Annotated in this window: 16 protein-coding genes, 2 tRNA genes and 2 pseudogenes; 15 read left to right on the top strand and 5 right to left on the bottom strand. The window is 60.6% G+C overall.

Annotated elements, in window-relative coordinates:
* The first annotated feature begins 2 nt into the window (after positions 1-2).
* From folP to ACZ889_RS00335, 14 genes and pseudogenes are all read left to right on the top strand, one after another.
* Positions 3-854 (top strand): dihydropteroate synthase, encoded by an 852-nt coding sequence (gene folP, locus ACZ889_RS00400; protein WP_003249952.1) that lies wholly within the window; start codon positions 3-5, stop codon positions 852-854.
* A 16-nt stretch (positions 855-870) separates the two neighbouring features.
* Positions 871-2,211 (top strand): phosphoglucosamine mutase, encoded by a 1,341-nt coding sequence (gene glmM / locus ACZ889_RS00395; RefSeq protein WP_239606833.1) that lies wholly within the window; start codon positions 871-873, stop codon positions 2,209-2,211.
* 65 nt (positions 2,212-2,276) lie between these two features.
* A pseudogene (tpiA, locus tag ACZ889_RS00390) lies at positions 2,277-3,033 on the top strand (triose-phosphate isomerase).
* A 4-nt stretch (positions 3,034-3,037) separates the two neighbouring features.
* Positions 3,038-3,436 carry a preprotein translocase subunit SecG gene (gene secG, locus ACZ889_RS00385; protein ID WP_020193781.1) on the top strand — a complete coding sequence of 133 codons (399 nt, stop codon included), beginning with the start codon at positions 3,038-3,040 and terminating at the stop codon, positions 3,434-3,436.
* Positions 3,437-3,457: 21 nt separating this feature from the next.
* Positions 3,458-3,543: transfer RNA gene (locus ACZ889_RS00380), tRNA-Leu, on the top strand.
* A 100-nt stretch (positions 3,544-3,643) separates the two neighbouring features.
* Positions 3,644-3,720 (top strand) — tRNA-Met (locus ACZ889_RS00375).
* Positions 3,721-3,849: 129 nt separating this feature from the next.
* Positions 3,850-4,308, top strand: a complete 459-nt coding sequence (gene rimP / locus ACZ889_RS00370) for a ribosome maturation factor RimP (RefSeq protein WP_003249960.1) — start codon at positions 3,850-3,852, stop codon at positions 4,306-4,308.
* 59 nt (positions 4,309-4,367) lie between these two features.
* Complete coding sequence (nusA, locus tag ACZ889_RS00365; protein WP_003249963.1) at positions 4,368-5,849, top strand: transcription termination factor NusA; 1,482 nt, start codon at positions 4,368-4,370, stop codon at positions 5,847-5,849.
* A 27-nt stretch (positions 5,850-5,876) separates the two neighbouring features.
* Positions 5,877-8,417: a translation initiation factor IF-2 gene (gene infB, locus ACZ889_RS00360; protein ID WP_003249965.1), complete on the top strand. Its 2,541-nt coding sequence runs from the start codon at positions 5,877-5,879 to the stop codon at positions 8,415-8,417.
* A 116-nt stretch (positions 8,418-8,533) separates the two neighbouring features.
* Entirely contained in the window at positions 8,534-8,932 is a 399-nt protein-coding gene (rbfA, locus tag ACZ889_RS00355) for a 30S ribosome-binding factor RbfA (RefSeq protein WP_003249967.1), read from the top strand.
* A gap of 3 nt (positions 8,933-8,935) precedes the next feature.
* A complete protein-coding gene (gene truB / locus ACZ889_RS00350; RefSeq protein ID WP_003249968.1) occupies positions 8,936-9,853 on the top strand; it encodes a tRNA pseudouridine(55) synthase TruB in 918 nt (305 codons plus the stop codon).
* Positions 9,854-10,000: 147 nt separating this feature from the next.
* Positions 10,001-10,270 carry a 30S ribosomal protein S15 gene (gene rpsO / locus ACZ889_RS00345; RefSeq protein WP_003249971.1) on the top strand — a complete coding sequence of 90 codons (270 nt, stop codon included), beginning with the start codon at positions 10,001-10,003 and terminating at the stop codon, positions 10,268-10,270.
* A 250-nt stretch (positions 10,271-10,520) separates the two neighbouring features.
* Entirely contained in the window at positions 10,521-12,626 is a 2,106-nt protein-coding gene (gene pnp / locus ACZ889_RS00340; RefSeq protein ID WP_014859357.1) for a polyribonucleotide nucleotidyltransferase, read from the top strand.
* Positions 12,627-12,887: 261 nt separating this feature from the next.
* Positions 12,888-13,238: a BON domain-containing protein gene (locus ACZ889_RS00335; protein ID WP_003249976.1), complete on the top strand. Its 351-nt coding sequence runs from the start codon at positions 12,888-12,890 to the stop codon at positions 13,236-13,238.
* Positions 13,239-13,313: 75 nt separating this feature from the next.
* Here ACZ889_RS00335 and ACZ889_RS00330 read toward each other — a convergent pair whose 3' ends face one another.
* Positions 13,314-13,616: a heme-binding protein gene (locus ACZ889_RS00330; protein WP_003249978.1), complete on the bottom strand. Its 303-nt coding sequence runs from the start codon at positions 13,614-13,616 to the stop codon at positions 13,314-13,316.
* A 60-nt stretch (positions 13,617-13,676) separates the two neighbouring features.
* Here ACZ889_RS00330 and ACZ889_RS00325 point away from each other — a divergent pair, with 60 nt between their 5' ends.
* Positions 13,677-14,090 carry a VOC family protein gene (locus ACZ889_RS00325; protein ID WP_003249980.1) on the top strand — a complete coding sequence of 138 codons (414 nt, stop codon included), beginning with the start codon at positions 13,677-13,679 and terminating at the stop codon, positions 14,088-14,090.
* A 102-nt stretch (positions 14,091-14,192) separates the two neighbouring features.
* On the opposite strand, the pseudogene ACZ889_RS00320 reads toward ACZ889_RS00325, so the two are convergent.
* The 4 genes and pseudogenes from ACZ889_RS00320 to pgi form a co-directional block, all read right to left on the bottom strand.
* A pseudogene (locus ACZ889_RS00320) lies at positions 14,193-17,130 on the bottom strand (DUF748 domain-containing protein).
* A gap of 78 nt (positions 17,131-17,208) precedes the next feature.
* On the bottom strand, positions 17,209-18,078 hold the full coding sequence (locus tag ACZ889_RS00315; protein ID WP_180689234.1) for an oxygenase MpaB family protein: 870 nt from the start codon (positions 18,076-18,078) through the stop codon (positions 17,209-17,211).
* A gap of 41 nt (positions 18,079-18,119) precedes the next feature.
* On the bottom strand, positions 18,120-20,054 hold the full coding sequence (acs, locus tag ACZ889_RS00310; RefSeq protein ID WP_004575782.1) for an acetate--CoA ligase: 1,935 nt from the start codon (positions 20,052-20,054) through the stop codon (positions 18,120-18,122).
* Positions 20,055-20,234: 180 nt separating this feature from the next.
* Positions 20,235-21,899, bottom strand: coding sequence for a glucose-6-phosphate isomerase (gene pgi / locus ACZ889_RS00305; RefSeq protein ID WP_012053741.1), 1,665 nt, complete (start codon positions 21,897-21,899; stop codon positions 20,235-20,237).
* Positions 21,900-21,941: the final 42 nt, after the last annotated feature.

Genomic DNA, 21,941 nt, shown 5'->3' with positions numbered 1-21,941 from the left:
CTATGAGCTCAGTGCAGTACCCGACCCGGTTGCCTTGCGGCAGCCGGGTTCTTGATTTGTCGCATACCCATGTCATGGGTATTCTCAATATCACCCCCGATTCCTTCTCCGATGGCGGTCGCTTCAGTCAGCGCGACGAGGCCCTGCGCCACGCCGAAGCGATGGTTGCCGCCGGCGCAACGCTGATCGACATCGGTGGCGAGTCCACGCGCCCGGGTGCGCGTGCAGTCTCGGTGACCGAGGAGCTGGAGCGTGTGGCGCCAATGGTCGAGGCCATCAACAGTCGCCTCGACGTGGTCATTTCGGTCGATACCTCCACGCCTGCTGTCATGCGTGAAGCAGCCCGCCTGGGTGCCGGGCTGATCAACGACGTGCGGGCCCTGGAGCGCGATGGCGCCCTGGACGCTGCGGCGGACACCGGTCTGCCGGTGTGCCTCATGCACATGCGTGGCGAGCCGGGTAACATGCAGGACGATCCGCATTACCAGGACGTGACCGCCGACGTCACCCGTTATCTTGAACAGCGGATGGCCGCCTGCGCCGCAGCGGGCATTGATGCTGACAGAATCATCCTTGACCCGGGCTTCGGTTTCGCCAAGACACTGGCGCACAATCTGAGCCTGTTCAAGCACATGGAAGCGCTCTATCGCCTTGGGCGCCCACTGCTGGTGGGCGTTTCACGAAAGAGCATGATCGGCCTGACGCTGGAACGTCCGGTCGGCGAGCGCTTGTACGGCAGCCTTGCGCTGGCGGCGTTGGCCATGACCAAGGGAGCGAGCATCCTTCGGGTACATGACGTGGCCGAAACCGTTGATGTGGTACGCATGATCGCTGCGGTGCAAAACGCCGAATAAGAACATTGGAGTCCCTATGAGCAGAAAGTATTTTGGTACCGACGGCATTCGTGGCCGCGTCGGCGAATACCCGATCACGCCTGACTTCATGCTGAAGCTTGGCTGGGCGGCCGGCATGGCCTTCCGCAAGCAAGGCCATTGCCGCGTGCTGGTGGGCAAGGACACGCGTATCTCCGGCTACATGTTCGAGTCCGCACTCGAAGCCGGCCTGTCCGCGGCAGGTGCCGATGTGATGCTGCTCGGGCCGATGCCGACACCGGCCATCGCTTACCTCACGCGTACCTTCCACGCCGAAGCCGGTATCGTCATCAGTGCCTCGCACAACCCGCACGATGACAACGGCATCAAGTTCTTCTCGGGCCAGGGCACCAAGCTGCCGGACGAGGTCGAGCTGATGATCGAAGAGCTGCTCGACCAACCGATGACCGTTGTCGAGTCGGGCAAGCTGGGCAAGGTTTCGCGTATCAACGATGCCGCCGGCCGCTACATCGAATTCTGCAAGAGCAGCGTGCCGAGCAGCACCAGCTTCGACGGCCTCAAGCTGGTGGTCGACTGCGCCCATGGTGCTACCTACAAGGTTGCGCCCAGCGTATTCCGTGAGCTGGGTGCCGACGTGACCGTGCTGCATGCGCAACCGGACGGCTTGAACATCAACGAAGGTTGCGGCTCGACACACATCGAATCGCTGCAGGCCGCTGTACTGGTCGGGCATGCCGATCTCGGCATTGCCTTTGACGGTGACGGCGATCGCGTGCTGATGGTCGACCACACGGGCGCCATCGTCGACGGTGACGAGCTGCTGTTCATCATTGCTCGCGACCTGCAGGAACATGGCAAGCTGCAAGGCGGGGTGGTCGGCACGCTGATGAGTAACCTGGGCCTGGAGCTGGCGCTCAAGGACCTGGACATCCCGTTTGTGCGAGCCAAGGTCGGCGACCGTTACGTCATGGCCGAGCTGTTGGAGCGTGAATGGTTGGTCGGCGGTGAAAACTCCGGTCACGTCGTGTGCTGCAACCACACCACAACCGGCGATGCGATCATTGCCGCGCTGCAGGTGCTGATGGCGCTCAAGCGCCGGGGTGAAACCCTGGCCCAGGCCCGTCAGGCCCTGCGCAAGTGCCCGCAGGTGCTGATCAATGTGCGCTTTGGCGCCAGCAAGGTCGACCCGCTGGAGCACCCCGCCGTCAAGGAAGCCAGTGCAAAGGTTACCGATGCGCTGGCGGGGCGTGGTCGCGTGCTGTTGCGCAAGTCCGGTACCGAGCCGCTGGTGCGGGTCATGGTTGAGGGCGAAGACGAAAGCCAGGTGCGGGCCCATGCTGAAGCACTGGCCAAACTGGTCAGCGAAGTTTGTGTCTGAAGGCGCTTGCCAGCGCAGATCTGGTTGGGTAAGATCTGCGCCCACTTTGACCGACGAGGTAAAGCATGCGTCGCCCTATGGTAGCTGGTAACTGGAAAATGCACGGTACCCGCGCTAGCGTCGCTGAGCTGACCAAAGGCTTGAGCAATCTCGCCTTGCCGAGCGGAGTGGAAGTCGCCGTATTTCCACCGGCCTTGTTCATCAATCAGGTGATTGATGGCCTGGCAGGTAAAGAAATTACTGTCGGCGCACAGAATTCTGCTGTACAACCCGAACAGGGTGCGCTGACCGGGGAAGTTGCTCGCGGAGCAGCTGGTTGAAGCAGGTTGCAAGTTGGTGTTGATTGGTCACTCGGAGCGTCGCCAGATTATTGGTGAAACCGACGAAGTGCTCAATCGCAAGTTTGCAGCGGCCCAGGCCAAAGGCTTGAAGCCAGTGCTTTGCATAGGGGAAACCCTTGAGGAGCGCGAGGCTGGCAAAACGCTCGAAGTTGTCGGGCGTCAACTAAGCAGTATCATCGAAGCATTCGGTGTTAAGGCTTTTGCCGATGCAGTAATTGCCTATGAGCCTGTATGGGCCATCGGTACGGGCCTTACGGCCACGCCACAGCAGGCCCAGGATGTGCACGCCGCCATCCGCGGCCAGTTGGCGGCAGAAGATGCTGAAGTGGCTGCGAAGGTGCAGTTGCTATACGGCGGCAGCGTGAAGGCGGCCAATGCGGCCGAACTGTTCGGCATGCCGGATATCGATGGGGGGCTCATTGGTGGGGCTTCCCTGAACGCAGACGAATTCGGTGCAATTTGTCGCGCCGCAGGAAACTGAACAAATGCTGGAAACAGTCATCGTTGTTTTTCATCTGTTGGCAGCGCTGTCGCTTGTAGTGCTGGTTCTGTTGCAACAGGGTAAAGGTGCTGAAGCAGGTGCATCTTTCGGCGCGGGGGCTTCAAATACCGTGTTCGGGAGCCAAGGCTCTGCAACGTTCCTAAGTAAATTAACTGCTATACTCGCTGCCACTTTCTTTTTGACAGCACTTGGGTTAGGATACTTCGCGAAGCAACAAGCTCACCAGCTTAGCCAAGCAGGTCTTCCAGATCCAGCAGTGCTAGAAGTGAAAGAGCCGCAAAAACCGGCAGTTAATGATGATGTACCGGTGCTCCAACAGCAGAAGAGCGAAACCACCAATAACACGGGTGATGTACCTCCTCCGGCTCAAGAGCAGAAGTAACGGGTTTCAAGTAGTAGTATTGCCGAGGTGGTGGAATTGGTAGACACGCAACCTTGAGGTGGTTGTGCCCATAGGGTGTAGGGGTTCGAGTCCCCTTCTCGGTACCAATTAAAGCTTGAGAGCCCGCTTTAGCGGGCTTTCTTGTAGGTGAATGTTTGGATTTGACCCTCAACAGGGTTCGGTCTTATACTTTTGCCCCAGCTTTGTCGCGGGGTGGAGCAGCTTGGTAGCTCGTCGGGCTCATAACCCGAAGGTCGTTGGTTCAAATCCAGCCCCCGCAACCAGCTTCAGCGGAGCCCCTTTTCAGGGGCTTTTTGCTAACCGAACAGTTTCGGCGTCGTTGTCCTACGGCGCTTTCAGGGATGGGCGCTTCGCCCATTTTTTATTTGCACAGCATGCACGAGGGGGTTCAGGTGTCGAGCAAGCTAGAACAGTTGCAGGCCTTGTTGGCCCCGGTTGTCGAGGGTCTGGGCTATCAGTGCTGGGGGATCGAATACGTTTCCCAGGGTAAGCATTCGGTACTGCGCATCTACATCGACAAGGAAGGCGGTATTCTGGTGGACGACTGCGAAGCAGTCAGCCGTCAGGCCAGCGCAATCCTCGATGTGGAAGATCCAATCAGCAGTGAGTACACCCTCGAGGTGTCTTCTCCAGGCATGGATCGCCCACTGTTCACGCTGGAACAGTTTGCCTCGCATGCCGGCGAACAAGTGAAGATCAAGCTGCGCTCACCCTTCGAGGGTCGTCGTAACTTCCAGGGCCTTCTCCGCGGTGTGGAGGAGCAGGATGTGGTGGTCCAGGTGGACAACCAGGAGTTCCTGTTACCGATCGACTCGATCGACAAGGCCAATATTATTCCCAGTTTTGACTGAGACGTGCCGGGCCCGGCGGACTATCCGGGCCCAATGGCTTGCGCAAGGCGAGGCGTACGATGAGCAAAGAAGTACTGCTGGTTGTTGAATCGGTATCCAACGAAAAAGGTGTACCGCCCGGCGTCATTTTCGAAGCGCTGGAAGTGGCCCTGGCCACTGCAACCAAAAAACGTTTTGAAGACGAAGTCGACCTACGTGTGGAAATCAACCGCCACACCGGTAGCTACGAGACTTTCCGTCGCTGGACCGTGGTCGACGAAGCCGATCTTGATGATCCGGCGATCGAGACCTGGCTGGACAAGATCAAGGACACCCACCCTGAAGCCAAGGTTGGTGACGTGATCGAAGAGAAGATCGAGTCCATCGAGTTCGGTCGTATTGCCGCCCAGACCGCCAAGCAGGTCATCGTGCAAAAGGTCCGTGAGGCCGAGCGTGCCCAGGTGGTCGATGCCTACCGTGAGCGCGTTGGCGAGATTATCTCCGGTACCGTGAAAAAGGTTACCCGCGACAACGTCATCGTTGACCTGGGCAACAACGCCGAGGCCTTGCTGGCTCGCGAAGACATCATTCCGCGCGAAACCTTCCGTGTTGGCGTGCGCCTGCGTGCGCTGCTCAAGGAAATTCGCACCGAAAACCGTGGCCCACAGCTGATTCTGTCGCGCACCGCGCCGCAGATGCTGATCGAGCTTTTCCGCATTGAAGTGCCGGAAATTGCCGAGGGCCTCATCGAAGTCATGGCTGCTTCCCGTGATCCGGGTTCGCGAGCCAAGATTGCCGTCCGCTCCAAGGACAAGCGTATCGATCCGCAAGGTGCCTGTATCGGCATGCGTGGTTCGCGCGTCCAGGCCGTATCCGGGGAGTTGGGTGGTGAGCGTGTGGATATCGTCCTGTGGGACGATAACCCGGCGCAGTTCGTCATCAACGCCATGTCGCCGGCTGAAGTCGCGGCGATCATCGTTGATGAAGATGCCCATGCCATGGACATCGCCGTCGCCGAGGACAACCTGGCCCAGGCCATTGGCCGTGGTGGTCAGAACGTTCGCCTGGCCAGTCAGTTGACCGGCTGGACCCTGAACGTGATGACCGAGAAGGACATCCAGGCCAAGCAACAGGCCGAAACCGGTGACATCCTGCGCAATTTCATCGAGGAACTGGAAGTCGACGAGGAGCTGGCCCAAGTGCTGGTCGACGAAGGCTTCACCAGCCTTGAAGAAATTGCCTACGTACCGTTGGAAGAAATGCTCAACATCGATGGCTTTGACGAAGACATCGTCAATGAGCTCCGCGCTCGAGCCAAGGACCGTTTGTTGACCAAGGCCATCGCTACCGAAGAAAAACTGGCAGACGCCCACCCGGCCGAAGACCTGCTCTCCCTTGAGGGCATGGACAAAGACCTGGCGGCTGAACTGGCGGTGCGCGGCGTGGTTAACCGCGAAGACCTGGCCGAGCAGTCGATCGACGATCTGCTCGACATCGACGGCATCGACGAAGAGCGTGCCGGCAAGTTGATCATGGCCGCCCGAGCCCACTGGTTCGAGTAATTAGGCGCGGCCTGAGGAGAGAAGTGCATGACGCAAGTCACGGTGAAAGAACTGGCCCAAGAGGTCGAGGCACCGGTAGAGCGCCTGCTGCAGCAGATGCGTGAGGCAGGTCTGCCGCACACCGACGCCGGTCAGGTAGTGACCGACAATGAGAAGCAGACCTTGCTGACTCATTTGAAAAGCAGCCACAAGAGCAAGGCGGAAGAGCCGCGCAAGATTACCTTGCAGCGCAAAACCACCAGCACCCTGCGTGTCGCCGGTAGCAAGAGCATCAGCGTAGAAGTACGCAAGAAGAAAGTTTTCGTTCAGCGCAGCCCTGAAGAAATCCAGGCTGAGCAGAAGCGTGAGCTGGATGAGCGCCGCGCGGCTGAAAATGCCGCTCGCGACAAGGTCGAGGCCGAAGTTCGCCAGCGCAACGAAGAGCAGGCTCGCCGTCAGGCCGCCGGCTCCGCAGCCGCCGCCCCTGCGCCTGCTGCCAAGCCAGAGCCGGCTCCTGCCGCTGCTCCGGTCGCTGCTCCGGCCCCGGTAGTCGCAGACGCCCCGGCCTCTGAAGACGCCGCAGCCCGTGCTGCCGAGCGTAAGAAAGACGAGACCCGTCGCAACGAAAGCCGTACCCGTGATGACGACCGTCGTCGTGGCGAGGCACCTCGTGTGTCGATCAAGGTCAAGGTCAAGGAGAAGGAAAAGGCGCCGACTCCGCGTGCCGCTCCGCGCACTACCGACGAAGAGAGCGATGGCGCTCGTCGTGGTCGTGGTGGCAAGAGCAAGCTGAAAAAGCGTAATCAGCACGGCTTCCAGAACCCGACCGGCCCCGTCATCCGTGACGTGACCATCGGCGAGACCATCACCGTCTCCGAGCTGGCCAACCAGATGTCCGTCAAGGGCGCTGAAGTGGTCAAGTTCATGTTCAAGATGGGGACCCCGGTCACCATCAACCAGGTGCTCGACCAGGAAACCGCTCAGCTGATCGCAGAAGAGCTGGGCCACAAGGTCACGCTGGTCAGCGACACCGCCCTGGAAGACTCCCTGGCCGAATCGCTGAAGTTCGAAGGCCAGACCGAGTCGCGTGCGCCGGTGGTTACCGTCATGGGTCACGTTGACCATGGTAAGACCTCGCTGCTCGACTACATCCGTCGTGCCAAGGTTGCCGCTGGCGAAGCCGGTGGTATCACCCAGCACATCGGTGCCTACCACGTGGAAACCGACCGCGGCATGGTCACCTTCCTCGATACCCCAGGTCACGCTGCGTTTACCCAGATGCGTGCCCGTGGTGCCAAGGCGACCGACATTGTCATCCTGGTGGTGGCGGCGGACGACGGTGTGATGCCGCAAACCCGCGAAGCCGTTCAGCATGCCAAGGCAGCCGGTGTTCCGCTGGTCGTTGCAGTGAACAAGATCGACAAGCCAGGTGCTGACCTCGATCGCATCCGTAACGAGCTGTCCGTCGAAGGCGTTACCTCCGAGGACTGGGGTGGTGACACGCCGTTCGTCAAGGTTTCGGCGAAGATGGGTACCGGTGTCGACGAGCTGCTCGAAGCCGTTCTGCTGCAGGCCGAGATCCTCGAACTGACCGCTACCCCAACCGCGCCAGGTCGTGGTGTGGTTGTCGAATCGCGCCTGGACAAGGGCCGTGGCCCGGTGGCGACCATCCTGGTTCAGGACGGTACCCTGCGTCAGGGCGACATGGTCCTGTGCGGTTCCAACTATGGCCGCGTTCGCGCCATGCTCGACGAGAACGGCAAGCCTGTGAAGGAAGCTGGCCCGTCGATCCCGGTCGAGATCCTCGGCCTGGACGGTACTCCGGAAGCCGGTGACGAGCTGTCCGTGGTTGCCGACGAGAAGAAAGCCCGTGAAGTTGCCCTGTTCCGTCAAGGCAAGTATCGCGAGGTCAAGCTGGCCCGTGCTCACGCCGGCAAGCTGGAAAACATCTTCGAGACCATGGGTCAGGAAGAGAAGAAAACCCTCAACATCGTTCTCAAGACCGATGTGCGTGGTTCTCTGGAAGCGCTGCAGGGTTCGCTCGGCGGCCTGGGCAACGACGAAGTGCAAGTGCGCGTGATTGGTGGTGGCGTCGGTGGTATCACCGAGAGCGATGCCAACCTGGCGCTGGCTTCGAATGCAGTACTGTTCGGCTTCAACGTGCGTGCCGATGCCGGTGCGCGCAAGATCGTCGAGCAGGAAGGTCTGGATATGCGTTATTACAACGTGATCTACGACATCATCGAAGACGTCAAGAAGGCCCTGACCGGCATGCTCGGCAGCGATGTTCGCGAGAACATCCTGGGTGTCGCCGAAGTACGTGACGTGTTCCGTTCGCCGAAGTTCGGCGCCATCGCTGGCTGTATGGTCATCGAGGGTACCGTGTACCGCAACCGTCCGATTCGCGTACTGCGTGATGACGTTGTGATCTTCGAAGGCGAGCTGGAATCGCTGCGTCGCTTCAAGGACGATGCTTCCGAAGTCCGTTCGGGCATGGAGTGCGGTATTGGCGTCAAGAGCTACAACGACGTCAAGGTCGGCGACAAGATCGAAGTCTTCGAGAAAGTCCAGGTGGCTCGTACCCTTTAAGGGCGAGCGAGCCGCAAGCGCCTGCTACAGGGCGGCTTGCGGTACCTCTTCAGGTAGCGCCCGGTCAGGCATTCGTCTGTCCGGGCGTTTGCCGCTTTAAGTTACAGGTAGCAAGAATGGCCAAAGAATATAGCCGTACCCAACGTATTGGCGATCAGATGCAGCGCGAGCTGGCCGAGCTGATCCGTCGCGAAGTCAAGGACCCGCGTGTCGGTCTGGTGACTATCACCGCCGTGGACGTGAGCCGTGATCTGGGCCATGCCAAGGTGTTCATCACCGTCATGGGCGAGGAAACCCCGGATGCCGTGCAGCAATCGCTCAAGGCATTGAATAGCGCTGCCAGCTTCCTGCGTCTGCACCTGGGGCGTTCGATGCAACTGCGCAGCGTGCCGCAGCTGCACTTCCATTTCGATGAAAGTGTCAGCCGTGGTGTGCACCTGTCGGCGCTGATCGAGCGTGCAGTGGCCGAAGACCGCCTGCACAAGGATGCCGACGAGTCGGACACCAAGGAGTAAGCGGTGGCCCAGGTCAAACGTATCCGCCGCAATGTCAGCGGCATCATCCTGCTCGACAAGCCGCTGGGCTTCACGTCCAATGCCGCTTTGCAGAAAGTGCGTTGGCTGCTGAACGCGGAAAAGGCCGGCCATACCGGTAGCCTCGACCCGCTGGCGACCGGCGTGTTGCCGCTGTGCTTCGGTGAAGCGACCAAGTTTTCGCAGTACTTGCTGGATTCCGACAAGGGCTACGAAACCGTCATGCAGATGGGGCAGACTACCAACACCGGCGATGCCGAGGGTGAGGTGCTGCAGACCCGCGACGTGACCGTTGGTCGCGCCGACATCGAAGCACTGCTGCCACGTTTTCGCGGCCCGATCAGCCAGATACCGCCTATGTACTCGGCGCTCAAGCGTGACGGCCAGCCGTTGTACAAGCTGGCACGTGCAGGAGAGGTAGTGGAGCGCGAGGCGCGTTCTGTTACTATTAACCGCTTGGAGTTGCTCGAGTGCGAAGGCACCCGTGCACGGTTGAGCGTAGGATGCAGCAAAGGCACCTATATCCGCACGCTGGTGGAGGATATCGGTGAAGCCCTTGGTTGCGGCGCCTATGTCGCCGAGCTGCGCAGGACCCAGGCAGGGCCCTTTGCGCTGGCACAGACGGTCACCCTCGAGGAACTCGAACAGGCCCATGCCGAAGGTGGTAACGAAGCGCTCGACCGCTTCCTGATGCCATCGGACAGCGGGCTGCAGGACTGGCCGTTGGTCAGCCTGTCGGAACACAGTGCGTTCTACTGGCTGCATGGCCAGGCGGTACGCGCGCCGGACGCGCCACAATTTGGCATGGTTCGGGTACAGGATCACAACGCACGCTTCATCGGTATCGGTGAAGTGAGCGAAGACGGGCGCATTGCGCCGCGTCGGCTGATTCGGTCGGAATGACCGAAACCGCGGGGTCAGGCAGTTGCCGAGCCCCACGGCATCAAGGGTGGCTGTCAGTAGGCACGGTCACACCTTTTTTATTAATACAGGGATTTGTCCCTGGCCTATTGGACCCCGCATGCGGGATCCGTTATCAGGAGAAGCCAAATGGCCCTCAGCGTTGAAGAAAAAGCTCAGATCGTTGCCGAATACCAGCAAGCCGCCGGCGATACCGGTAGCCCGGAAGTGCAGGTTGCTCTGCTGACCGCCAACATCAACAAGCTGCAAGGCCACTTCAAGGCCAACGATAAAGACCACCACTCCCGTCGTGGTCTGATCCGTATGGTCAACCAGCGTCGTAAGCTGCTGGATTACCTGAAGGGCAAAGACACCACTCGTTACAGCGCCCTGATCGGTCGCCTGGGCCTGCGTCGCTAATAGCGGCCTGGTCAGTGGTGTGCGTGGGGTGTCGCAGGCTTCGGCAGGGCTGTTTTGCAGCGCTGCCGTTGGGCACTTCACGCGTATCTCCGAGGTTGGCAGCCTGGCAATGCTGAGCGGTTTTTCCGCTTGGTGCCAGGCTCCCAGCCTCGTGTTGTATCTGGACGGTCAATGGGGCCGATTCCCCGTTCTGCCCAAGAATTCGCAAGAAACCAGTTCCCCCAAGAGCCACTGAAAAAGGTAGGAAACCGTGAACCCGGTAATCAAGACTTTCCAGTTCGGTCAATCGACCGTCACTCTCGAAACGGGCCGTATTGCCCGTCAGGCAACCGGCGCCGTGCTGGTTACCGTCGACAACGACGTCACCGTGCTGGTGACTGTGGTAGGCGCCAAACAGGCTGATCCAGGCAAGGGTTTCTTCCCGCTGTCGGTTCACTACCAGGAAAAGACCTACGCCGCTGGCAAGATCCCAGGTGGCTTCTTCAAGCGTGAAGGCCGTCCTTCCGAGAAAGAGACGCTGACCTCGCGCCTGATCGACCGTCCGATCCGTCCGCTGTTCCCGGAAGGCTTCATGAACGAAGTGCAGGTCGTCTGCACCGTGGTTTCCACCAGCAAGAAGACCGACCCGGACATCGCAGCGATGATCGGTACCTCGGCTGCCCTGGCCATTTCCGGTATTCCGTTCGAAGGCCCGATCGGCGCTGCCCGCGTTGCCTTCCACGAAAGCACTGGCTACCTGCTGAACCCGACCTATGAGCAACTGGCTGCCTCGAGCCTGGACATGGTCGTTGCCGGTACCTCCGACGCCGTACTGATGGTTGAATCGGAAGCTCAAGAGCTGACCGAAGACCAGATGCTGGGTGCCGTACTGTTCGCCCACGACGAATTCCAGGCTGTTATCCAGGCTGTCAAAGAGCTGGCTGCCGAAGCTGGCAAGCCGACTTGGGACTGGAAACCTGCCGTTGCCAACACCGAGCTGTTCAATGCTATCCGCGCCGAGTTCGGCGAAGCGGTTTCGCAGGGTTACACCATCACCGTCAAAGCCGACCGCTATGCGCGTCTGGGTGAGCTGCGTGACCAGGCGGTTGCCAAGTTCTCCGGTGAAGAAGGCCAGCCTTCGGCTTCCGAAGTAAAAGACATCTTCGGCGAAATCGAATACCGCACCGTTCGCGAAAACATCGTCAACGGCAAGCCACGTATCGACGGCCGCGACACCAAGACTGTACGCCCGCTGAACATCGAAGTGGGTGTGCTGCCGAAAACTCACGGTTCGGCACTGTTCACCCGTGGCGAAACCCAGGCCCTGGTCGTTGCGACCCTGGGTACTGCCCGTGATGCCCAGCTGCTGGACACCCTCGAAGGCGAGAAGAAAGACCCCTTCATGCTGCACTACAACTTCCCACCGTTCTCGGTAGGTGAGTGTGGCCGCATGGGCGGTGCTGGCCGTCGCGAAATCGGCCACGGCCGTCTGGCCCGCCGTTCGGTTCAGGCCATGCTGCCTGCTGCTGACGTGTTCCCGTACACCATCCGTGTGGTTTCGGAAATCACCGAATCCAACGGTTCCAGCTCCATGGCTTCGGTCTGCGGTGCTTCCCTGGCCCTGATGGACGCCGGTGTGCCGATGAAGGCGCCAGTTGCCGGTATCGCCATGGGCCTGGTCAAGGAAGGCGACAAGTTCGCAGTCCTGACTGACATCCTGGGTGACGAAGACCACCTGGGCGACATGGACTTCAAGGTAGCCGGTACCGCCAAAGGCGTCACCGCGCTGCAGATGGACATCAAGATCAACGGCATCACCGAAGAGATCATGGAAATCGCCCTGGGCCAAGCCCTGGAAGCGCGCCTGAACATCCTCGGCCAGATGAACCAGATCATTGGCCAGTCGCGTACCGAACTGTCGGCCAACGCCCCGACCATGATCGCGATGAAGATCGACACCGACAAGATCCGTGACGTCATCGGTAAAGGCGGCGCCACCATTCGCGCCATCTGCGAAGAGACCAAGGCTTCGATCGACATCGAAGACGACGGCTCGATCAAGATCTTCGGCGAAACCAAGGAAGCGGCAGATGCTGCCAAGCAGCGCATCCTGGGCATCACCGCCGAGGCCGAGATCGGCAAGATCTACGTCGGCAAGGTCGAGCGCATTGTCGATTTCGGCGCCTTCGTCAACATCCTGCCTGGCAAGGATGGCCTGGTGCACATCTCCATGCTGAGCGATGCTCGCGTCGAGAAAGTCACCGACATCCTCAAAGAAGGCCAGGAAGTCGAAGTGCTGGTACTGGACGTGGACAACCGCGGCCGTATCAAGCTGTCGATCAAAGACGTCGCTGCGGCCAAGGCCTCGGGCGTCTAAGCGACCGTCACGCAATAGAGAAAGGGCCCTTCGGGGCCCTTTTTTCATGGGGACGGGAACCTTTTGCGGACTTGCATCTTGCATGCAGGTTTACCGCGCAGATTGCAAAATGCACGACCCCAGCAGTGACGGTGCTTTGCTAACTTATTGATTTAAAAGGAAATAAACGGAGAGGCTAAGCTGGCACAGCCCATGCAACTACCTTCATACCTGACGCCAGGACATACGGCGCAGACCCTTCGAAAAACAGGAGTGACCCACATGAAGAAGTTCGCCATTGCTGCCGCTACTGCTACCGCTCTGACCCTGACCATGGCTAACGGTGCATTCGCCGCTGAGCCAACCCAGGCTCCAGTCATGTTGGCGGCCAACACCGTCGACAACGCCAAGCAAGAAGGCTCCGACACTTGGATCACTACCAAGGTCAAAGCTGATCTGCTGACTGAAAAAGGCATCCCAGGCAGCGACATCAAAGTCGAGACCAGCCAAGGTGTTGTTTCGCTGTCTTCTGATGTGAAGGTTACCGAATCGCAGAAAGCCGAAGCGGTGCGCATTACCAAGAACATCAAAGGCGTCAAGAGCGTAATGTCTGACGGCCTGAAAGCCGAATAAGGAATGTCCCGTCGGCCAAATGGATTTGGCCACTTTCATCGAAGCCCTGGCCCGTGCCAGGGCTTTTTCTTGCGCTCAATACACCGGGTTGCGCGCGATCACATCGCTTTCGAAGCATTCCTGCTCAAGGATCAGAGGCTCCACCAATGGGCGGCTGTCGCGAAAATGCGCGGTCTGGGTATGCGCTTCATACGCAGCATCATCGCGGTAGATTTCGTACAGGTAGATCACCTCCGGATCGACCCGGTCCTGCGACACATCGAACACCAGACAGCCAGGCTCACTCGCCACGGAAGCTGCAGCATTGACCTTGATTGCACTCAGGAAAGCGTCGGCGCATCCAGGCTTCACTCGGGTCTTGATGAACAGGCTATACACAAATCTCTCCTTTTGTTTTAAATTCAATAATGAATTGTATACAAAAATGGAGCTTCGCCAATGTCCGAATTGCCTGCACGCCCTGGCCGCCTGAATGGCTTGCGCCACATCGCCCTGCTGGTGCCTAACCTGGAAGAGTGTGAGCGCTTCTACGTCGATGTGCTGGGCATGGAAGTGCTGAATCGCGCCAATGAGGACCTGGTGTACCTCACTTGCGGTAACGACAACCTGTCATTGGGACGTGGGGCAGGGGCGGCCAACGGGTTGCAGACCCTGGATCACTACGGGTTCGTTGTCGACAGTGTGGAGGAGCTGGAGGCCTGGTATGCCTACTTCAAGGCCCGTGGCGTGACCTTGCTCGACCGGCCGTTCAACCATGGTGACGGCGCACGCAGCTTCCACCTGCTGGACCCGGCCGGGAACAAGGTTCAACCGTTGTATCACCCGGCGGTGTCGGGGCAGCGCTTGGTTTAAAGCCCGTGCTGGCCTCTTCGCGAGCACGCCCGCTCCCACAGTTAGTGCGCAGGCCTGTGGGGGCAGGCGTGCCTGCGAACAGGCCAGGCCTGCCAGAGGGGATTACTCGGCATCCAGGTGCATCGGTGTCACCACCCGGCCATCGCTTTGAGGCTGCCCCAGGCTGGTATCGATGAAGTACACCCGGTCGTCTTCCAGCTTGCCCTTGTCGACCAGGTAGTCCTTGATGCTGCTGGCCCGCTCCTGCCCCAAGGTACGCAGCAAGGCGGTACTCTCGGCCCACGACTTGATCACGGCCTCGCGCAGCTTGGCGGCGCGCTCGTCACGGCCCAACTGCTCCCATTCGGCAGGCGGCTGCTGCTTCAGGCGGGTGCGGTAGATGCCTTCGAGCATCGCCGGTTTGTCACTGTCGTCAACCACCAGCATCGAGGCATTAGCCGGCACCTTGTCACCCCGTCGCTGCAGGATCTTGTACCAGGTGGCCTGGTACTCACGCTCCAGGCGTTGTTGCGCGATGAGCGGGCCATCACTGGCCTGGGCGCTGGTGCCTTCGATTTCCAGGCGCAGTTCCGGGCGCTCTTTCAGCGCGGATGCCAGCTTGTCCAAGGACGACTGGGCCTCGCCGCTGAGTTCGCTGGAGCCGGGGGCGAACGCCACGTTGCCAAGGTCTTCCGAGCTGCCGCCGCTGATCAGCCCGCCAATGAATTTGAATGGCGCCTGCGCCGCGCGCAGCACCAGGTTGCGCAGGGTTTGCCAAACAATCGGCATCACGCTGAATTGCGGGTTGTTGAGGTCGCCAGACACCGGCAGTTCGATCGAGATCTTGCCCTCGGTATCCTTCAGCAATGCCACCGCCAGGCGGATCGGCAGGTCGACCGCATCCGGGCTGTCGACTTTCTCGCCCAGCTGCAGTTGTTCCACTACTACCTTGTTCTCGGCCTTGAGTTGGCCGTTGGTGATCAAGTAGTGCAGGTCCAGGTTCAGCCGGCCCTTTCGTATGCGGAAACCGGCGAACTTGCCGGAGTAGGGCGTCAGCGTGGTCAGTTCGACACGCTTGAAGCTGGTGGCAATGTCCAGGCTGGCCAGTGGGTTGAACGGGTTGAGTGCGCCCTTGATGGTGACCGGTGCGTAGCGGTCTACCTTGCCCTTGACGTCGACCTTGGCCGGCTGTGGCTTGCGGTTGTCGATGGTGCCGATATGCCCGTTGAGTTGCTGGATGGCCGTGGCGAAGTTGGGGGTAAGCGACAGGTCGGCAAAGTTGGCCGAGCCGTCGTTGATGTCAATCTGCCCGATATGGATGCCAAGCGGCTTGTTGTTGCTGGCCGTGGTCGGCTTGGGCTGGCTGCTCGCCGGGGCGTCGGCCGGTTGCGGGATCAGCAGGTCATTGACATTGGTGGTGCGGTCTTCGTTGATGATGAAGCGTGCATAGGGCTGCAGCAGGGTCACCTTGTCGATCGACAGAGCATCGCCGTGCACGTAGGACAAGCCGTCGACGTTCACCTGCTGCCATTTGACGAAGTCGCGGCTCTTGATGGTATCGAGGGTGTGCAACTGGCTGACCTGCGCCTTGCCGATCACATTGAAGGCCAGCGGCGCGGTGTTCTTCAGGTCGACCTTGAGGTCGCTCGAGAGCATGCCGCTGCGCAGCTCCAGCAGGATGAACGGGCTGATGTAGGCCTGGGCCACACGCAGGTCGATGTCGCGGGTGCTCACATCCAGTTTTGCCCATATCGGTGCCAGGTTGACCTGGCCTGCGGCCTGCAGCTTGCCTTGCTTGCCCACACCGGTATCGAGTTTGAGGGTGAAGGGCGACTGGTTGAGGCTGTCGAAACCTTGCAGGTCGGCGTTGAGGGGGCCAATGTCCAAGGCTACCGGTTCCTTCTGGCTGCGATCTGCCAGATGCACCAGGTAGTTGCGCAACTGCACGTCCTTGAGCAGCACTTGCCAGGGTTTGCTTGGCTCTTTGGCAGCTTTCTCTTCAGGCGTAGGTTCTGCGGCAGCCGGCTCGGCCTTTTCCTTCGGCGTGGCCTTGGTGGGTTGGCTGGCAAACAGCTTCTGCCAGTCGAGCTGGCCATCTTTTTCCAGCGCCGCCCAGGTTTCGAGCTTTTCGCTGCGAACCTTGCCCACGGTGACCTGCTGCTTGACCAGATCAATGGAGGTTTCGCTAACCTCCAGGCTGGCCAGGCGTGCCAACGGTCGGCCATCCGGCGCCTTGATGGCGAATGGCGCGATGCGCACGGAGACGTTATCCAGCAGCAGCTCGGTCTGTTTGGCGAGGTTGAGCTTGTAATGCGTATCGAGGCTTACCACGCCGTCTTCCAGCACCAGTGGCACGGCATCGCGCACGTAGGGCCAGAACAGCTTCATCTTACCGTCAGTGACCTTCAGTGTGCCTTCGGAGGCGATCGGCGACAGGCTCAGGGTGGCCCTTCCAGTCGATGCGTCCGCCATTGGGGCCGCTGGCCACCAAGGTCATGTCGGCATTGTCGTTGGGCAGGGTGCTGAGGTTTTTCAGCTCCAGATTCATGTTGTCGTAGAGGAACTCGATCGGCTCGCTGGGCCGCAGGTCCTCGAAGTGCAGGTAGCCGTCGACGAGTTTGATGCTGCCAATACGCAGCGGGAACGGGTCGCTGGGCGGCTCTTCGGGTTTGGCTTCGCTGGCCGGTAGTTTGAACAACCCGGTCAGGTTGAGGGTACCGTCCTTGGCGAACAGCACTTCGTTGCGCGGTTTGTCGAGTTCCACCGCTTCCAGATGCAGGGCTTTTGTCCACAGGCTGTCGAGTGAGGCGTTAGCGTAAAGACGCTCGAAACCGACCTGCTCCTTGCCCGGCTCGCCGACCTGCAGGCCCCACAGCGTCAGCTCGAGGCTGAAGGGGTTGAGTTCGATCCGTTCAAGGTGGGCCGGCACGGTGGCGTATTGGGCCAACTGCTGGTTGGCAATGCGCAGTGCGACACCGGGAAGAATGAGAAAGCCGAGCAGGCTATACAGGGCTACCAAGGCCACGATTGCGCCAGCGGCGCGAGTCAATCCTTTGTACATGTGTCGCTTCGTCAGTCTAAGCAGGAGTGCTTGGAGTATGGCACGTTAAATCAGTTCCGCAGGGGCCACCCTTTGCGCTCAATCAATGCCCATGCGCCGTTTGGCTCGGTGTGCCGAACCGTCGCGCATTGCCCAGCGCAGTACCGGCGCGGTGCGGCGCAGGCCCAGGCGGATCAGGCGCTGCTGCAGGGGCCCGTGCTGCAGGCCGAGCAGGGCCTGGGCCCAGCCGGGCAGCAAGTCGATACCCGCGTGCAGCATCAGTTTGCCAACCGGCTGTGCCAGGCGGCTGGGGGCAGGGGCGTCGAGCAGGATTCGCATGACCTCATGGCTGCGCGCATCACAGTGCAGCTGCGGGCGTATGTGTTGCAGATAGTCTTCAACTTGCTGGCACGAGCGCGGCACGTCACGGGCACCAAGGCGCTCGGCGATCAGGGCGATTTCGTTGTAATAGGCATCCTGCTCGGCGCGTGGCAGGTGTGGGTTGCGGTAACGCAGGTGGGCGGCGAGGAAACGGCTGACCTCCGCTACATGCACCCAGGTCAACAGATCCGGGTCGCTGGCCGCATAAGGGCGGCCATCCGGTGCAGTGCCGGCGACCTGCAGGTGAATGGTGCGCACTTTGTCGATCAGCCACTCGGCATCGCCAGTGGCGCCAAAGGTGGTGCCGGAAATGAACTGGCTGGTGCGGCGTAAGCGGCCGAGCAGGTCTTCACGAAAATTGGAGTGGTCCCACACACCGGCCAAGGCCAGGGGATGCAACAACTGCAGCATCAGCGCGCTGATGCCACCGACCAGCATGCTCGGGAAGTCGCCATGTACCCGCCAGCTAATACTGTGCGGGCCGAACAGGCCGGGGTCGCCCTTGGGCGATTCCAGGTCGAGCTGGCCGAGGGCCAGCCCGGTGAGGCTCATGACCTGGGTTTCGATACGGCGACGAAGGGCTTCCATGGCGACCTGCTGTACAGGGCGGCCAGATTTGCGGCCGCCGGTTACTGGTTGAGGCGTTTGTCGATCAGGCCCTGTACCACGCTTGGGTCGGCCAGGGTCGAGGTATCGCCCAGGTTTTCCAGCTCATTGCAGGCGATTTTGCGCAGTATACGCCGCATGATCTTGCCTGAGCGCGTCTTGGGTAGCGCTGGCGCCCACTGAATCAGCTCAGGCTTGGCGAAGCTGCCGATTTCCTTGCTGACCAGGGCCAGCAGCTCGGCCTTTAGCGTGTCATCTGGTGTCACGCCATTCATGGTCGTGACGAAGGCGTAGACGCCTTGGCCCTTGAGGTCGTGTGGGTAACCGACTACCGCAGCTTCGGCCACGCTGTCATGCAGAACCAGTGCGCTTTCCACTTCAGCGGTGCCGATGCGGTGCCCGGAAACGTTGATCACATCGTCGATGCGCCCGGTGATCCAGTAGTCGCCATCGGCATCGCGGCGGGCACCGTCGCCAGTAAAGTAGTAGCCGGGCAAGGGCTTGAAGTAGGTGTCGACCATCCGCTGGTGGTCGCCGTAGACGCTGCGGATCTGCCCGGGCCAGCTGGCTTTGATGGCCAGCACGCCGGCGCCTGGGCCTTCGATCAGTTTGCCTTTTTCGTCCAGGAGCACCGGTTGCACGCCGAACATTGGCTGGGTGGCGCAGCCGGGTTTGAGTGACTGTGTGCCGGGCAGTGGGGTGAGCATGATGCCGCCGGTTTCGGTCTGCCACCAGGTATCCACAATCGGGCAGCGCTTCTGCCCGACCTCTTCGAAATACCATTCCCATGCTTCCGGGTTGATCGGCTCGCCGACGCTGCCCAGTAGACGCAGGCTTTTGCGTGAGGTGCTCTGCAGTGGCGCAGAGCCCTCGCGCATCAGTGCGCGCAGGGCGGTCGGGGCGGTGTAGAAGATGTTCACCTGGTGTTTGTCCACCACCTGCCAGAAGCGCGAGGTGTCTGGGTAGTTGGGCACGCCTTCGAACATCAGCGAGATTGCGCCATTGGCCAGCGGGCCGTAGACGATGTAGCTGTGGCCAGTCACCCAGCCGACATCGGCGGTGCACCAGAACACCTCGCCGTCACGATAATCGAACACCACCTTGAAGGTCATCGTTGCCTGCAGCAGGTAGCCGCCGGTGGTATGCAGCACCCCTTTGGGTTTGCCAGTGCTGCCGGAGGTGTAGAGGATGAACAGCGGGTCTTCGGCCTCCATCGGTTCAGGGGGGCAGTCGTCACCGGCCTCTTTCGTCGCTTCGTGATACCAGAGGTCGCGGCCCTCGGCCCAGGCAACATCGCCGCCAGTGCGGCGCACCACCAATACGCTACTGACCGCTGGGCAACTGGCCAGGGCTTTGTCGACGTTCTGTTTCAGTGGGATGCGTTTACCGCCACGCACGCCTTCATCGGCGGTGATCACGGTGCGGCAGTCGGCATCGAGAATACGGTCTCGCAAGGCATCGGGGGAGAAACCGCCGAACACCACCGAGTGGATGGCGCCGATGCGGGTGCAGGCGAGCATGGCGAACGCGGCCTCGGGAATCATTGGCATGTAGATGCACACCCGGTCGCCTTTCTTCACACCGCGCGCTTTCATTGCATTGGCCAGGCGGCAGACCTGACGGTGCAGTTCGCGGTAGGTGATGGCCTTGGAGTCCTTGGGGTCGTCGCCTTCCCACAGCAAGGCCGTTTGCTCGCCGCGCTGGGCCAGATGACGGTCGATGCAGTTGTAGCTGACGTTGAGTTGCGCACCGTCGAACCAGCGGGCCTTGCCGGTATGCAGGTCACATTGCTGCACGCTTGACCAAGGCTTGATCCAGTCCAGGCGTTTGGCCTGTTCGGCCCAGAAGGTGTCTGGGTCTTCGACCGACTGGCGGTAGAGGCGGCGGTAGTCTTCGGGGGTGAGGGCGGCGGACTGGCTGACGGCCAGGGCCTGGGGGTATTTGCGGATATCGAACATGGCGGGTGGTCCTGCTCTTGTAAGGGGCGATGGACTGCAACGGCTATTCGATAGGACAGTGTAGCTGGGAGCGGTGTTCAACCTGGGCCGGCCTCTTCGCGGGTAAACCCGCTCCTACGAGGTAACGCGTTGCCTGGTAGGAGCGGGTTTACCCGCGAAGAGGCCGGTACAGGCTTCGGATCAACCGCGGTGACGGCCGCGGAAGTAGTTGATCAGGCCTTGGGTGGAACCGTCTTCGGCGCTGTCTTCCAGGCTGCCGACCAAGCGCTGGTAAACGCCCTTGCCCAGTTCCTTGCCCAGCTCAACACCCCACTGGTCGAAGGCGTTGATACCCCAGATAACGCTCTGTACGAACACCTTGTGCTCGTACATCGCCACCAACGCGCCCAGGCGGCGCGGGCTGATGCGCTCGACCACCAACGTGTTGCTCGGGCGGTTACCCGGGATTACCTTGTGCGGGGCCAGCTTTTCGATGTCCGCTTCGTTGAGGCCTTTAGCGCGCAATTCGGCTTCGGCTTCCTCGCGGGTTTTGCCCAGCATCAGCGCCTGGCTCTGCGACAGGCAGTTGGCGTACAGCCACTGGTGGTGGTCGGCCACCGGGTTGAAGCTCACCACCGGCACGATGAAGTCGGCCGGAATCAACTGGGTGCCCTGGTGCAGCAACTGGTGGTAGGCATGCTGGCCGTTGCAGCCCACGCCGCCCCAGATTACCGGCCCGGTGTCGGTCTTCACCGGGGTACCGTCTTGCAGCACGCTCTTGCCGTTGGATTCCATGTCCAGCTGCTGCAGGTGCTTGGTGATGTTGCGCAGGTAGTGGTCGTACGGCAGGATCGCGTGGCTGTTCGCGTCCCAGAAGTTGCCATACCACACGCCCAGCAGGGCCAGTAGCACCGGCATGTTCTTGTCGAACGGTGCGGTCTGGAAGTGCTGGTCCATGGTGTAGGCGCCGGACAGCAGTTCCTTGAAGTTGGCAGTGCCGATGGCCAGGGCGATCGGCAGGCCGATGGCCGACCACAGCGAGTAGCGCCCGCCCACCCAGTCCCACATCGGGAAGATGTTTTCTTCGCGGATACCGAACGCTACAGCAGCGGCCTTGTTGCTGGAAACTGCAATGAAATGGCGGTACAGCTCGGCTTCCGAGCCGCCTTGGGCCAGGTACCAGGTACGCGCGGCCATGGCGTTTTTCAGCGTCTCGAGGGTGTTGAACGACTTCGACGAGACGATGAACAGGGTGGTTTCGGCGCGCAGGTTGGCCGACAGTTCGTGGAACTCGCTGCCATCGATATTCGCTAGGTAGTGACAGCGCACGCCGCGCTGGGCGTAGGGTAGCAGCGCTTCGGACACCAGCTCGGGGCCGAGGAACGAACCGCCAATGCCAATGTTGACCACGTCGGTGATCGGTTTTTCGCTGTAGCCGCGCCACAGGCCATCGTGAATGCGGCCGACCAGTTCGGTAATCTGGTTGAGCACCTTGTGCACTTCCGGCATGACGTTCACGCCGTTGACGCTGAGTTTGTCACCTACGGGCCGGCGCAAGGCGGTGTGAAGCACCGGGCGGCCTTCGGAGGCGTTGATGATCTCACCGCTGAACATCGACTTGATGGCGTCTTGCAGGCCCACTTCATTGGCCAGGCTGACCAGCAGGTCGCGGCTTTGCTCGGTGATCAGGTTTTTTGAGTAGTCGAGGAACAGGCCGCAAGCGCTGAGGGAAAACTGGTCGAAGCGCTTGGCATCGGCGGCGAAGGCTTCGCGCATGCTGAAGCTTTGCATGGCGTCGCGGTGTTTCTGAAGCGCCTGCCAGGCGGGCAGGGCCGTCACATCGTGGGGTGTACGGTAATACGCCATTGCGCGGGGTTCCCTTGGTGCGTGGTGAGGGCTTGGACACGG

Source organism: Pseudomonas sp. TE3895 (assembly GCF_056278855.1).
Note: the sequence above shows the minus strand (reverse complement) of the source record. Positions and strands in the feature narration are given on the sequence as shown.

Coding starts and splice junctions, on each gene's coding strand:
- rbfA (WP_003249967.1), top strand. CDS start 8,534: ATGGCCAAAGAATATAGCCGTACCCAACGTATTGGCGATCAGATGCAG.
- folP (WP_003249952.1), top strand. CDS start 3: ATGAGCTCAGTGCAGTACCCGACCCGGTTGCCTTGCGGCAGCCGGGTT.
- secG (WP_020193781.1), top strand. CDS start 3,038: ATGCTGGAAACAGTCATCGTTGTTTTTCATCTGTTGGCAGCGCTGTCG.
- ACZ889_RS00335 (WP_003249976.1), top strand. CDS start 12,888: ATGAAGAAGTTCGCCATTGCTGCCGCTACTGCTACCGCTCTGACCCTG.
- pgi (WP_012053741.1), bottom strand. CDS start 21,899: ATGGCGTATTACCGTACACCCCACGATGTGACGGCCCTGCCCGCCTGG.
- ACZ889_RS00315 (WP_180689234.1), bottom strand. CDS start 18,078: ATGGAAGCCCTTCGTCGCCGTATCGAAACCCAGGTCATGAGCCTCACC.
- glmM (WP_239606833.1), top strand. CDS start 871: ATGAGCAGAAAGTATTTTGGTACCGACGGCATTCGTGGCCGCGTCGGC.
- acs (WP_004575782.1), bottom strand. CDS start 20,054: ATGTTCGATATCCGCAAATACCCCCAGGCCCTGGCCGTCAGCCAGTCC.
- nusA (WP_003249963.1), top strand. CDS start 4,368: ATGAGCAAAGAAGTACTGCTGGTTGTTGAATCGGTATCCAACGAAAAA.
- rpsO (WP_003249971.1), top strand. CDS start 10,001: ATGGCCCTCAGCGTTGAAGAAAAAGCTCAGATCGTTGCCGAATACCAG.
- ACZ889_RS00325 (WP_003249980.1), top strand. CDS start 13,677: ATGTCCGAATTGCCTGCACGCCCTGGCCGCCTGAATGGCTTGCGCCAC.
- infB (WP_003249965.1), top strand. CDS start 5,877: ATGACGCAAGTCACGGTGAAAGAACTGGCCCAAGAGGTCGAGGCACCG.